General features: G+C 69.7%; 8 protein-coding genes and 1 pseudogene. 1 reads left to right on the top strand and 8 read right to left on the bottom strand.

Going from position 1 to position 13392, the window contains the following annotated elements; all coding sequences use genetic code 11:
• Positions 1 to 40: 40 nt before the first annotated feature.
• The gene (locus ASG29_RS03480; protein ID WP_055980102.1) at positions 41 to 322 is read left to right on the top strand and encodes a GNAT family N-acetyltransferase; all 282 of its coding nucleotides are present in this window, start codon (positions 41 to 43) and stop codon (positions 320 to 322) included.
• Between the two features lie 111 nt (positions 323 to 433).
• Here ASG29_RS03480 and ASG29_RS03475 read toward each other — a convergent pair whose 3' ends face one another.
• The 8 genes and pseudogenes from ASG29_RS03475 to ASG29_RS03440 form a co-directional block, all read right to left on the bottom strand.
• Positions 434 to 2578 (bottom strand): M3 family metallopeptidase, encoded by a 2145-nt coding sequence (locus ASG29_RS03475; RefSeq protein ID WP_055980098.1) that lies wholly within the window; start codon positions 2576 to 2578, stop codon positions 434 to 436.
• Positions 2579 to 2801: 223 nt separating this feature from the next.
• Positions 2802 to 4616, bottom strand: a complete 1815-nt coding sequence (locus ASG29_RS03470) for an ABCB family ABC transporter ATP-binding protein/permease (protein ID WP_055980095.1) — start codon at positions 4614 to 4616, stop codon at positions 2802 to 2804.
• A 35-nt stretch (positions 4617 to 4651) separates the two neighbouring features.
• Positions 4652 to 5284, bottom strand: a complete 633-nt coding sequence (locus ASG29_RS03465) for an RHS repeat domain-containing protein (RefSeq protein ID WP_055980093.1) — start codon at positions 5282 to 5284, stop codon at positions 4652 to 4654.
• A 190-nt stretch (positions 5285 to 5474) separates the two neighbouring features.
• A complete protein-coding gene (locus ASG29_RS03460) occupies positions 5475 to 6845 on the bottom strand; it encodes an HlyD family type I secretion periplasmic adaptor subunit (protein ID WP_055980090.1) in 1371 nt (456 codons plus the stop codon).
• On the bottom strand, positions 6842 to 8554 hold the full coding sequence (locus tag ASG29_RS03455) for a type I secretion system permease/ATPase (RefSeq protein ID WP_162242926.1): 1713 nt from the start codon (positions 8552 to 8554) through the stop codon (positions 6842 to 6844). Before ASG29_RS03455 ends, ASG29_RS03460 begins: the two co-directional genes overlap by 4 nt.
• Positions 8555 to 8595: 41 nt before the next feature.
• Positions 8596 to 8733: pseudogene (locus ASG29_RS17805) on the bottom strand (PEPxxWA-CTERM sorting domain-containing protein); the annotation flags it as partial.
• A 407-nt stretch (positions 8734 to 9140) separates the two neighbouring features.
• Positions 9141 to 10694, bottom strand: a complete 1554-nt coding sequence (locus tag ASG29_RS03445; RefSeq protein WP_055980083.1) for a TolC family outer membrane protein — start codon at positions 10692 to 10694, stop codon at positions 9141 to 9143.
• Positions 10695 to 10792: 98 nt separating this feature from the next.
• On the bottom strand, positions 10793 to 13390 hold the full coding sequence (locus tag ASG29_RS03440) for a S8 family serine peptidase (RefSeq protein WP_055980082.1): 2598 nt from the start codon (positions 13388 to 13390) through the stop codon (positions 10793 to 10795).
• Between the last annotated feature and the right edge of the window lie 2 nt (positions 13391 to 13392).

Here is a 13392-nt window from a genome sequence, read left to right as displayed (position 1 = left end):
CCGTTGCGGGAACCCCGCGCGTGTGCGATCGACCGCGCCCATGCCCAAGCCCACCACCGTCCGCGACAATCGAGCCGAGGCCGAATTCGAACTAGACGTCGACGGCCACCGCGCCGTCGCCGCCTACCAGCTGGAAGGCCGGACGATCGTCTTCACCCACACGCTGGTGCCGCCCGAGATCGAAGGGCGCGGCGTGGGATCGAAGCTGATCCGCGGCGCGCTGGACGCCGCGCGCGACCGCGGGCTGACGGTCGTGCCGCAATGCCCGTTCGTCCGCGACTATATCGCGCGGCACCCGGAATACCGGGACCTGCTGGCGTAGCGGGACGCCGTCGCCCCGGGCTCGTCCCGGGGTCCACGGCGCCGCGCACCCGACGCTTGCCGCTCCTGCGGCACGGTGGATGCCGGGACGGGCCCGGCACGACGTCCGCGATTACTTCGCGATCCGCGTTCCGTCCGCGTTCAGCCCCATGCCCTTCAGCATCGGCGCGATATCCGGATCCTTGCCGTAGAAGGCGCGGAACATCGGGGCGTAATCCTCGGTATCGCCCTTCGACAGGATCATGTCGCGGAAACGCTGCCCGTTGGCGCGCGTCATCCCGCCGTTGCGCTCGAACCATTCGTACGCATCGGTGTCGAGCATCTTCGTCCACTGGTACGCGTAATAGCCCGCGGCATAGCCCGACCCGAACACATGGCTGAAATAGCTCGACCGGTAGCGCGGCGGCACGTGCGCGATGTCGAGCCCGGTGGCCGCCAGCGCCTTCGCCTCGAACGCGTCCGCGTCCTGTTTGGGCTGGTCCGCGGTCAGCGCGTGCCAGCTCATGTCCATCTGCGCCGCGGCGACCGCCTCGCCCACCGAATAACCGGTGTTGAACGTCTCGGCCCGGTCGATCTTCTCGATGAACGCGGCCGGGATGACCTGCTTCGTCTGGTAATGGACGGCGTATTTCGGCAGCACCTTGGGATCCAGCGCCCAATGCTCGTTGAACTGCGACGGGAATTCCACGAAATCGCGCGCGACGTTCGTCCCCGACACCGACGGATAGGTCTGGTTCGCGAACAGGCCGTGCAGCGCATGGCCGAATTCGTGGAACATCGTCGACACGTCGTCGAACGTGATGAGCGCGGGCTGTCCAGCCGCGGGCTTCGTGAAGTTGCTGACGTTGAAGACGACGGGCTTCGTCCCGAACAGCTTCGACTGGTTCACGTAATTCGACATCCACGCGCCGCCGCGCTTGTTGTCGCGCTTCCAGAAATCGAAATAGGCAAGGCCCAGCGGCTGCCCGTTCGCCTCGAACACCTCGTACACCGTCACGTCGGGATGATAGACGGGGATGTCGGTCCGCTTCTTGAACGTGATGCCGTAAAGCTGCGTCGCGGCCTCGAAAACGCCCTTCTCCAGCACGTTCGTGATCTCGAAATACGGCTTCAGTTCATCCTGGTTCAGGTCGTAGCGCGCCTTGCGCAGCTTTTCGGAATAGAAGTCCCAGTCCCACGGCTTCAGGTCGAAATTGCCGCCCCCCTCTTGTTCCTTGGCGGCCTTGACCAGTTCCTGCAACTCGCCCGCCTCGCGCTTCTGTTCGATCGCCAGCGGGTCGGCGAGCTGGCGCATGAACCCGCTCGCGGTCTGCGGCGTCTTCGCCATGCTGTCGGCCAGCGAGAGGTCGGCGAAGGTCGGATAGCCCAGCAGCTTCGCCTTCTCCGCGCGCAGCTTCGCGATCGTCGACAGCGTGTCGCGCGTGTCGTTGGCGTCGCCCTTCACCGTGCGCGTCCAGCTGGCGTTGAACAGCGCCTCGCGCGTGGCGCGATCGGTCAGCTTCGCCAGCAGCGGCTGCTGCGTCGTGTTCTGCAACGGGATGACCCACTTGCCCGTCAGCCCGCGCGCCTTCGCCGCATCCGCCGCCGCCGCGATCTCCGCCTCGGACAGGCCCGCCAGCTTCGCCTTGTCGTCGACGACCAGCCCGCCCGCCTTCGTTGCCGCCAGCAGCTTCTGGTTGAACGCATTGGTCAGCTGCGCCAGCTCGCCGTTGATCGCGGTCATCCGCGTCTTCTGTTCGGGCGTCAGCAACGCGCCCGCGCGGACCATGTTGTCGTAGGTCTTGTTCAGCACGCGCAGCTGTTCGGGGTTCAGCCCCAGCGTATCGCGCTTGTCATGCAGCGTCTTCACGCGCTGGAACAGCTTGGGGTCGAGTGCGATGGCGTCGGAATGCGCGGCATATTTGGGCGCCAGTGCTTCTTCCGCCTTCTGCAACGTGTCGTTGGTGTTGGCTCCCGTCACCCCGTTGAACGCATTGCCCGCGCGCTCCAGCAACTGCCCCGTCCGCTCCATCGCCACGATCGTGTTGTCGAACGTCGGCGCTGCCTTGCTGTCCGCGATCGCGCGGATCTCGGCGCGCTGCGCGGCCATCCCGGCTTCGATCGCGGGCTGGTAATCGGTATCCTTGATGCGGTCGAACGCGGGCGCCTGGTAGGGCAACGTGCTCGGCTTCGCGAAGGGATTGGACGCGGGCAGCGTCTGCGCGGCTGCGGCGGTAGAGGTCATCAGCAAGGCGATCGAGAGGGCGAAGGGACGCATCGGGGCTCCTCGGGGATATGGTGTGCCATAGGGCTAGAACGGTCGAACGTCGGGGACAAGTCGTTACAGGCGATACCGATCGCGGGGTGAATGGGGGTTGAAGACCAAGTTGCCCGACGCACCGCCTCCGTTCGGGCTGAGCGAAGTCGAAGCCCATGCACGACCCTCGGCGCCTGCCCTTCGACTTCGCTCAGGACGAACGGATGTCGATGCTCGCAACCGCTCAAACCTCCGCCAGCGCCGCCGCGCGCTCCTTCGCCTGTCGCGCCCACATCCCGGCATAGGCGCCGTCCCGCGCCATCAACTCGGCATGCGTCCCGCGCTCGACGACCTCGCCCGCCTCCAGCACGACGATCTGGTCGGCATGGACGACGGTCGACAGCCGGTGCGCGATCACGATCGTGGTCCGCCCGCGCTCGATCGCCTCCAGCGTCTCCATGATCTCCGCCTCGGTCCGGCTGTCCAGGGCGCTCGTCGCCTCGTCCAGGATCAGGATCGGCGGGTTCTTCAGCAACGTGCGCGCGATCGCCACGCGCTGCTTCTCGCCCCCCGACAGCTTGAGCCCGCGTTCGCCCACGCGCGTCTGGTATCCCTCCGGCTGTCGCTCGATGAACGGCGCGATCGCCGCCCCGCGCGCGGCCTCGCGGATCGCGGGCAGGTCCGATTCCTCGCGGCCGTACCCGATGTTGTACCCGATCGTGTCGTTGAACAGCACCGTGTCCTGCGGCACGATCCCGATCGCGGCGCGCAGGGAATCCTGCGTCACCTGCGCGATATCCTGCCCGTCGATCGTGATGCGCCCCGAATCGAGGTCGTAGAAACGGTACATCAACCGGGCCAGCGTCGACTTCCCCGCCCCCGACGATCCGACGACCGCCAGGGTCGTCCCCGCGGGTACGTCCAGGTCCACGCCCTTCAGGATCGGCATCCCGGTGTCGTAACCGAAGCGCACGTCCTCGAACCGCACATGCCCGCGCGGCACCGACAACGGCGCGGCGTGGGGGACGTCGACGATCTCCGGCGGGGTGTCGACCAGGTCGAACATCGATCCCATGTCGATCACCCCCTGCCGGATCGTGCGGTACACCATGCCCAGCAGGTCGAGCGGCCGGAACAATTGCGCCAGCAACGTCGATACCAGCACCACGTTGCCCGCGGTGAACCGCCCCTGCGACCAGCCCCAGGCGACATAGGCCATGCCGGCGCCCATCATCAGGTTCGTGATCGCCGCCTGCCCGACGTTCAGCCACGCCAGGCTGTTCTCGCTCACCACCGCGGCATCGGCATAGGACCGCACCGCCTTGTCGTAGCGCCGCGCCTCGCGCTCCTCCGCGCCGAAATATTTCACCGTCTCGAAATTCAGCAGCGAATCGACCGCATGCGCCACCGCCCCGGTGTCCAGGTCGTTCATCCGCTCGCGCAGCGCCGCGCGCCAGTCGGTGACGACGCGCGTGAACCAGATGTACGCCGCCACCATCGCCAGCGTGCCCGCCACCAGCGGCCAGCCGAACTTGACCCAGAAGATGCCGAGGACCAGCGTCAGTTCCAGCACCGTCGGCGCGATGTTGAACAGCAGGAAATACAGCATCGTATCGATGCTCTTCGTCCCCCGCTCGATCACCTTCGTCACCGCGCCGGTGCGCCGTTCCAGGTGGAAGCGCAGCGACAGGCGATGCAGGTGCCGGAACACCCGCGTCGCCAGCCGCCGCGTCGCCTCCTGCCCCACGCGCTCGAACACCGTGTTGCGCAGATTGTCGAACAAGGTCGCCCCGAACCGCGCGGCGGCATAGCCGATGACGAACAGGACGATCAGGTGCAGCGGCGTCGTGGGCACCGCCATCCCGTCCACCGCCGCCTGCAACGCGAACGGCGCGCCGTACACCTGCACCAGCTTCGAACAGACGACCAATGCCATCGCCCCGGCGACCCGCGCGCGCATCCCCGGCGCGTCGCTGGGCCACAGGTCCGGCAGGAAGCGCCGGAGCGTGGGCAGGAGCGGACGATCGGCGGTGCGGGGGGTGTCGGGGGATGGGGGCATGGATGCGGCTCAAGTCGGGCCGCGGACGGGTCGCGTCAATAGCGGCGCGACATTCCCCGCCGGCAATGGAAGGCGCGGCCGCCCCACGCGATAGAACGCTCAGGCCGTCGCGGCGGGCGCGACGGGCGGCGCGTGATGCCGATTGGATCGGCTTGCAGGAAACAGCCCAGCGTCGGCGAGTACATCCGCGCATTGTGGCTGAACACCAGGTTCGACTGCGTCACCTGGTCCAGACGTCCCGCCGCATCGTAATATAGGTACGTCCCGTTCGCCCCAGACAGCTGGTTCTTGCCGTTGTACAGATAGCTCGCTCCGCCGGCCGCCGTCAGGTTGCCGCGCCCGTCGTACGTCGGCACCACCGCACCCGACGCCGTATACCGGTTCAGCCCGTTCACCGCAGACGCACGGTCCGCGTTCACCGCGCCGGCCCAGCCATAGGCGTCGTTCGACAGCGTCCGGCTCGCGATCTGGCCCGCGGGGTTGTAGTCGAAGGCCGCCGCGTTCGGCTGCCCTCCCCCGTTCAGGGTCAGCGCCGTCAGCCGTGACGCACCGTCATAGCCGTAGCCGGTGCTCGTCCCGTTCCCCAGCGTCCGCGACACCCGCCGCCCCAGATCCTCATCCCCGTACGACGCCAGCAGCGGACCGCCGTTCTCCCGCACCGCGGTCATCGCACCCGCCAGGTCGTATTCGTAGGTGACGAAGAACCCGTCGCCCCACGCACGGCCATCGGCCGGCTACGCCCGCAACCCTCGCCCGCCCCCCGTGCCGCCCGTTCCAGAACCGACCTGCCGTACCCGTCCGCCCCGTCCGCATCCCGCGACGAGCCGAAGCCGCCGCCCGGTTCCGGCGGCGGCTAGACTATCGCTCGTGGAAGGACCGCGTCGTCGCCTCGGTCAGCGGTTCGAGGAAATATTGCAGGGCGGTGCGGGGACGCAGTTTCACGGTCACTTGCACGGGAACGCCCGGACGGATCCCGGTATCGGCGCCGCGCACCCGGCGCAGCCGCGCGACCTCGCTTTCGGGCACGACCAGTTCGGCGGTGAAGAACGACGCCCCCGTCGCCGGATCGCGCACGCTGTCCGCCGATACCGTGCGGATCGTGCCCAGCAGCATCGGCAGGTCGCGTTCGTGCAGCGACAGGAACTTCACCTCCGCCACCCGCCCGGCATAGACGCCGTCGATATCCTCGGGCTGGAACCGCGCGCTGACGACCAGCGGCGCGGCGTCGGGGACGATCTCCAGTATCTCCTGCCCGGGCTGGACGACCGCGCCGGGGGAGAACAGGCGCAGGTTGACCACCCGCCCGCCGACGGGCGCGCGGACCAGCGTCCGTTCCATCTGGTCGCGGGCCGCCGCCAGTCGCGGCAGCGCCTCGTTCAGCCGGAACTGCGTATCGCGCAACAAGGCGGCGGCATCGTCGATCGACTTGCGCGCCACCTCCGCCGCCTGCTGCCGCGTGCCCGCGATCTGCTCCCCCAGCGCCGCGGTACGCGCGACGTAATCCGCGTTGCTGCCGCGAAGCTCGGCGATCGAGCGTTCCAGCGCGCGGACGCTGTTGCGCGATACGACCCCCTGGTCGGCGAGGCGGCGGGTGCTCTCCAGCTGCGCCTGGAGCGATGCACGCTGCGTGGAGGTGGCATCGACCTGCGCGTCGAAACCGCGACGCTGCTCGGCGATCTGGCCGCGCTGACTGCCCAGAACCCCCTGGGTCGCGGCCAGCAGGGAACGGTGCGCGCGCGCCTGCGCCAGCTGCAATCGCTTCGCCTTCTCGATCAGCACGCGATCGGCGGCGTCCGCGGTGGCGAACTCCGCGGGCCAGCGGATCGGCCCGCCCTCCAGCTCCGCCTGTAGCCGCGCCCGCTGCGCCTGAAGGTCGATCACCGTGCTCGCCAGCGCGCGCTCGCCGGCCACCGCCTCGGCCGCCGAGAGGCGCACCAGCACCTGGCCCGCGCGGACGCGCTCGCCGTCGCGCACCAGCAGCGCCTCGACATTGCCGCCGTTCCGGTTCTGCACGACCTGGCGATTGCCCGCGACGACGACCTGCCCCTCCCCGAACGCCGCGGCGTCGAGGCGGCTGAGCGCGGCCCAGCCCAGCAGGACGACGAAGAAGAGGATGGCGGTCGCGCCGCCCAGGATCGACGCGCGGCGCGGGGAATCCTGCAACCGCGCGGCGGCGGGGGGCAGGTCGTGCGGGGCCGGCGCGAACGCCTCGACCATCGCGGCGCTCATGCCCCCGCTCCCTGGCCGCCGGTCGCGGCGACCGCGCCGGACGATCGGGCGGGCGGCTTCATCTCCGCCGGATCGATCGGCGTGACCGTGCCGTCGCGCACCAGCAGCATCCGGTCGGCCACCTGGAGGAGGCTGGGACGATGCGTCGACACGACGATCGCGACGCCCTGCGCGCGCAGGGTGGCCATGGTCTTCATCAGCGCGGCCTCGCCGTTGACGTCGAGATGCGCATTGGGCTCGTCGAGCAGCAGCAGCGACGGGTTGCCGAACAAGGCCCGCGACAGCGATACCAGCTGGCGTTGCCCGGCGGACAGGCCGCCCGCCTCGCGGATCGTCAGCATCGTGTCATATCCTTGTGCGAAACGCTGGATCGTCTCGTGCGCGCCCGCCCGCATCGCGGCGTCCACGACCATCGCGTCGAGGTCGGCCGGCGCGTCGCCGCCGCGCGCGGCCGCGAAGCGCGAGATGTTGGCCGATACCGTCGCGGGAAACAGCGTCGGGGTCTGCGGCGTGTAGCCGACGCTGGCGCCCAGCGCCTCCCGGTCCCAGTCGGCCAGGCTGGTGCCGTCGATGCGCACCTCGCCGCGATCGGGCGCGATCGCTCCGGCGATGACGCGCAGCAGCGTCGACTTGCCCGCCCCGCTCGGCCCGATCAGCGCGACGATCTCTCCCGGCGAGACCGAGAAGCCGACATCGTCCAGCAGCAACCGCTCGCTGCCCGGCGCGCGGACGCTGACGCCCGCGACGGTCACCGCCCCGCGCGATCGCGGCAGCGCGGTGCGCGGCGCGGTGTCGTCGGGCAGGCGCAGGAATGCCGACAGTCCGGCATAGGCCGCCCGGGCCGACAGGACGTTCTTCCACGATCCCAGGATCTGCTCGACCGGCGCCAGGGCGCGTCCGACCAGCAGCGAGGCGGCGAAGATCGCCCCCATCGATATCGACTGGTTGATCGCCAGCCACGCGCCCAGCGCGAGCGCGAGCGACTGGAACAACTGCCGCAGGAACTTGGTGACGGCCAGGAACGCCCCCGACGTCTCCGCCAGCTGCCCCTGCCGCGCGACCAGATCGGCGCGGTCGTTCAGTTGCAACCGCACGATCGTGTCGCGCATGCCCAGCACGCGCCCGACCTCCGCCGCCTGCACCGCATAATCCTGCATCCGCCCCTGCACCGCCGACCGCATCTGCGTCTCGGCCGCGGCGCGCTTCGTCATCTGTTCGCTGAGCAGCGCGACCGCGGCCAGCAACACCGAGGCGAACAGCGCGAACGCGCCGAGCCACGGGTGCAGGAGGAAACAGACCGCGATGTAGATCGGCGCCCACGGCGCATCGAACAGCGCCAGGATCGCGGGGCCCGTCAGCACGCCGCGCAGCACGTCGAAATTGCGGATCGCCGCCGCGCGATCCCCCGGCGACGCCGATCCCGCACCCAGGATCCGGTGCAGGATCGGCGCCGCGGCCCGCTTTTCCAGCCGGACGCTGGCGCGCAGCAGCAACCGCATCCGCGCGACGTCCAGCACCGACAACACGATCAGCGACAGCGCGAGGATCAGGATCAGGAACAGCAGCGTGGCGGCACCGCGCGTCGGCACCACGCGGTCGTAGACCTGGAGCATGAAGATCGACGGCACCAGGTACAGCAGGTTCACGAAGCCGCTGAACACCGCGGCGAGCACGAAATGCCGCCGCGCGCCGCGCAGGGCCGCGGTCACGGGATTGGGGCTGGGACGGTGCGGCATCGGCATCGGGACTTTCAGCGACGGAAGGAAGCCGGGCGGCGCACGGTCACGCGGTAGCGGGTGCGCAGCATCCCGCCGACCAGCCCGAACCCGGCGATCATCATCAGCCACGTCGCCGGCTCGGGGACCGCGGCGGCGGCATCGACGACGCGCAGCGTGTATCGCTGCCCGCCCGCGCGGCCGGCGGTGAGCGTGAACGACCCGCTCAGCATCGTCGGCGCCGCCTCGCTCCCGGTGTACAGCTGCGCGCCGAACAGGGTCGCGAGGATGCGCGGCCCGTCGGCGTCGGAGATCGTGAGCCCGCCGCCGTTCGCCGCGGAAAAGAAATCGAGATACGCCTCGCCGCCGGTCGACCGCGGAAAGTCGCCCGCGACGCGCTCGATCGCGAAGCCCTCGCCGACGACCCACTGCGTCGGCTCCGGCGTCGCGGGCATCCGCCAGCTCGCGCGATAGCCCGGCCCGCCCGTGGGCGCGAGCGAGTACAGCAGGTCCGCGGCGAGGGCGGGATGCGGAAGGGCGACCGCGACGGCGGCGGCGGCGATCAGCGGACGGACGATCGTCATGGCTTCTCCTGTGGGATGACGGGTGGCAGAATCGGGTCGGACAAGGGCAGCGCGCGGGCGAGCGGGCGATCGGTCGCGCCGCCCTGCGCCGGGGCCGGGGCCGGGGCCGGGGCGATGCGCGGGTCCGCGGGCGCGGCGGGTACCGGCGCGGCGCGCGACCGGTCGCTCGCCTGTTGCGGACGGTCCAGGACGTGCAGCAACGGTTCGAACGGCCCGAACTGCCACGCGCGATTGTGCTTCAGGTTCGCCGCGGGGTCGTATTGCGGCGCATCGGGGACCAGCGTCGCGGCCTGTAGCCGGCCCAGCAGCGCCAGCAGCGTCGCCTGCCCGGCGTACAAGCCGTAGCGGGCGTTCGCGACTATGACCTGCGCGTTCAGCAGCCGCTGCTCGGAATCGATCAGTTCGAAGTTCGACCGGAATCCTTCCGCGAATCCCCGTTTCACGCCGTCCAGCGCGGTGCGCGCCGCCACGACGGCCGCCTCGCCGCTGCCGATCTGGCGCTCCGCGGTGACGGTCTGGTTCCACGAATTGAGCAGGCCCGCGTCGACGTTGCGCCGCGCCTCCTCGACCAGATGGGCGGCGGACTGCTGCTGCGCGATCGCGGCGCGGACGCGCGATCCGACGACTCCCTGGGTCAGCAGCGGGACGGTGACGGTGATGCCGCCCGACAGGGTCCGGCCCAGGTCGCGGACCTGATATCCCAGCGGGTTGACGTAGCCGTAGCTGCCCTGCGCGCTGATCGTCGGGTGGCGCTCCGCCCGTTCGGCGGCGATGCGGTGGCGACTGCCGCGCTCCGCCAGGATCGCCTGCCACAGCAGCGGGCTCTCGCGCTCCGCCAGCGAATAGCCCAGGTCGATCGATCCGGGCACGCCGGGCAGCGGCGGGGGCGGTTCCAGCGGCCCGGGGTTGCGGCCGACCACGGCGGCGAAGCGCGAGCGGCTCTGTTCCAGGCTGGCCTGCGTCTGCGCCAGCGCGGCCTGGATGATGAGCAGTTGCGCCTCCGCCTGCGCGACGTCGGTCCGCGTCAGGTCGCCCTCGCGCTCGCGCGTGCGCGCCTGCGCCACCTGCCGCTGGTACGACGCGACCGAGCGCGACTGGATGTCGACCAGTTCCAGGTCGCGGCGGACCGCGACGTAGGAATCGACGACCTGGAACAGCGTCTGGTTCTCCGCCTCGCGCAGCCGTTCCCGCCCGGCCAGCACGTCGGCCTCCGCGGCGGATACCTGCGCGGCGGTGCGGCCGCCGCTGCTGAGCAGTTGCGCGACCGACACCGACGCGCCCATCGACCGCTGCTCGAAGCGGGAGAAGCCTTCGAGGAAGGCGCTGCGTTGCAGCCGTTCGTTGTAGCCGATCGTCGCCGTCGCGTCCGCGCTCATGCGATAGGGGGCGCCCGCCTGGATCACGCCTTCGTCCAGCGCGCGCAGTTCGGCGCGCTGCGCCTGGAGTTGCGGATTGTTGCGATAGGCGTCGACGATCGCATCGGCCAGCGTGTCCGCACGCGCCGCGGCGGGGGACAGGAGCAGGGCGAGGATGGCGGCGCGACGCGACACGGGGCTTGTCTCCGGCTCCGGCACGAACGCCGGGCATGGAAGGGAAGGAAAAAGGCCCCGGGCGGGCAGGGTGAGGCCCGCCCGGGGTAGTCGGGGGATCAGCCGTGCAGCAGGACGCCGCCGCTCATCTGCCCGGCCATGGCGTCGTACAGGTAGAAGGTGCCCTGTTCGCCCATCGGCCCGGTCAGCGTGGCGCCGCCGTCGACGGTGCCGATCGAGGAGGAGGAGTCCGCCGCGCTCATCGCCGCGATGGCATCCACCATCCCGCTCGCGGTCAGCGTCGGCTGGAAGCTTTCCTCCCGGATCACGTCGCCGCTGTCGATGTCGGTGCCCGACACGAACGCGTACCAGAAATACCCGTCCTTCTGGCCCATCGACTGGATCACCGCGCCGCCCTGCTGGCTGAGCTGCGCCGTGTCCCCGGTCCGCGTGCCGTCGAGCAGCAGCAGCGTGTTGCTGGCCACCGTCACCTTCCCGTCCGCACTCGCCCCGCGCAGCGCCGTCTGCGTGCCGATCATGTCGCCGCGCGTGAAGTCCAGCACCAGGTCCTTGCCGCTGGTCCCGCGGTTGTCGAACAGGAACCGGTCGTTGCCCGTCCCGCCGATCAGCCAGTCGTTGCCCGCGCCGCCGTTCAGCACGTCGTTGCCGCGCATCGCCACCAGGAAGTTGTCCGAACGGTTGCCGATCAGCGTGTCGTCGCCGTCACCCGTCACCGCATTCTCGATCGCGCTGCTGCGCCCGATCATGAACGCGCGCTCGCCGTCGAACGTCGTCGACTGGCCCGCGACCAGCGACAGCTTCACGTCCGCCGATACCGCCGCCGCGTTGATCCAGTCGGTCCCGTCGTCGGTATCGACCAGCGTCTGGCGACCCCGCTCGCCCGCGATCGCGGCCATCGTGAAGAACTCGTTCGTGTACGTATGCACGTCGTCGTTCGAAACCTCCGACCCGTACAGGTCCAGCTTCAGGTCGTTGATCGTCAGTTCGTTGATGTAGCTTATCAGGAAGGCGCCGAAGTCGACGTCGACGCCGCGGGTGCTGAATTCCAGCGTCCAGGTGCCCTTGCTCTCGACGCCGCGAAGCCCCGAGAAGCCGAAGGTGAATTCCTGGTCCGCGCCCCCCACGGCATCCTGGAGGACGCCGCTGACCGGCGCGAACGCCTGCGAACCGTCGGGCGCGATCAGCTTGAACTGCGACCGGAAGAGGTCCGAGAAACTGGTGCCGAGGAACACCCCGTTCTCGCTGGTCTTCAACAGGTTCTGGAACGCCACGGTCAGGTCGAGCCGCTCCAGCGCGACATCGCTGTCCACCGTGAAGCTCTTGCGGACGATGTCGCCGATCATGTCCGCCTCGAACTCCGTCTTCAACAGATCGGCGACGACGGGGCCGGTCGCGGTCAGGCCGATCGCGGCGGTCGCGACCTCGTGAACCTCGTTCGCGGACGTCTTGGCGGCCGCGAACAGGCCCCACACTTCCGCCATGCGGGCGGCGTTGTAGGCGTCGACCGCGCCGTACCCGTAATCGTTGCTGTAATGCATCCGGCCGCCGTTCCAGTTGGCGTCGGCACCCGACAGCTTGAACCGGCTTTCGTTCAACGGCACGTCGATCCGGTCGAAACTTCCCGTAAGCGCGGGCGCGACGACGCCGATCTGCACCTGCCCGGCCTCGAAGGCGATCGGCATCTTGGCGGAGGCGGCGAGGATGTTCTGCACGTCGCGCCAGCCGAGGTTCTCGTTCGCGTCGAGCATCAGCGACACGACGCCGCTGACGACCGGCGTGGCGGCCGAGGTCCCGCCGAAATTGTCGGTATAGTCGCTCGGCGCACCCGCATCGACCGACCAGTTATAGCCCGCGGTTCCCAGCAGGTCGGCCGTCACCATGCCCGTGCCGCCGAGCGGGCCGAAGTCGTTCGACGGTGCCGATACCAGCAGGTGTCCGCCGCTGTTGCTGTAATAGGATGCCGCGCCGTCGAGCTGCCGGTACGCGGCGACCGCGACGACATGGCGATCGGTCACCCCGCTGTGCGCCTGGCCCGGCGTCGCATCGTTGCCCGCCGCCATGACGTTGATCGTGCCCAGGCCGTCGCGCCCGGTGTCGGCGGTGTAGGCGAACGTCGCCGACAGGGCGCCGTTGAAGCTGTCCGGATTGGATCGCGACCCCCCCGTGCCGTAGCTTCCGGCCCCGCCCCAGCTGTGGTTGACCACATCGAACTGGTTGGCCTGCATCATGGATTGCAGGAACGCCGGGCTGTTGCTGCCGTTGGCGAAGATCGGCAGGCTCGGGTCGAAGATCGCCACGCCGGTGATCGACGCGTCGTAGGCGACACCGACGCCGCCGCGCCCGTTGCGCTCCCCGGCGATCAGGCCCGAAACCGCGGTACCGTGCGGCCCGGCCGGGATGCCGCCGTCGAACGTGACGCCATCGATGACGACGTGCTTGGACGAATCGTAATTGCCGTCGAGTTCCCAATGCACCTTCTGGACGCCGTCGTCGTACACGCCGACGCTGACGCCCTTGCCGGTGAAGTCGTTCCAGATCGTGCCGACGTCGCCCAGCTGCTTCAGGTGCCACTGGCGCATCAGCTCGGGATCGAACCCGCCCTGCGGGTTGTACAGGTCGTTGACGTTGTGCACCGTCTTGCCGGTGTTCTTGTCATGCGCCCGCCCGAGCGGAGGCAGCTTGTAGTTCGTCGCCATCG

It is taken from the genome of Sphingomonas sp. Leaf412 (assembly GCF_001425405.1).
GTDB lineage: Bacteria > Pseudomonadota > Alphaproteobacteria > Sphingomonadales > Sphingomonadaceae > Sphingomonas.
This window is presented reverse-complemented; position numbering and strand designations above follow the sequence as displayed.

What these genes read in the sequence shown, in the direction of transcription:
- ASG29_RS03465 (WP_055980093.1), bottom strand. Translation starts at nt 5,284, where the DNA reads ATGACCGCGGTGCGGGAGAACGGCGGTCCGCTGCTGGCGTCGTACGGG.
- ASG29_RS03460 (WP_055980090.1), bottom strand. Translation starts at nt 6,845, where the DNA reads ATGAGCGCCGCGATGGTCGAGGCGTTCGCGCCGGCCCCGCACGACCTG.
- ASG29_RS03470 (WP_055980095.1), bottom strand. Translation starts at nt 4,616, where the DNA reads ATGCCCCCATCCCCCGACACCCCCCGCACCGCCGATCGTCCGCTCCTG.
- ASG29_RS03440 (WP_055980082.1), bottom strand. Translation starts at nt 13,390, where the DNA reads ATGGCGACGAACTACAAGCTGCCTCCGCTCGGGCGGGCGCATGACAAG.
- ASG29_RS03480 (WP_055980102.1), top strand. Translation starts at nt 41, where the DNA reads ATGCCCAAGCCCACCACCGTCCGCGACAATCGAGCCGAGGCCGAATTC.
- ASG29_RS03475 (WP_055980098.1), bottom strand. Translation starts at nt 2,578, where the DNA reads ATGCGTCCCTTCGCCCTCTCGATCGCCTTGCTGATGACCTCTACCGCC.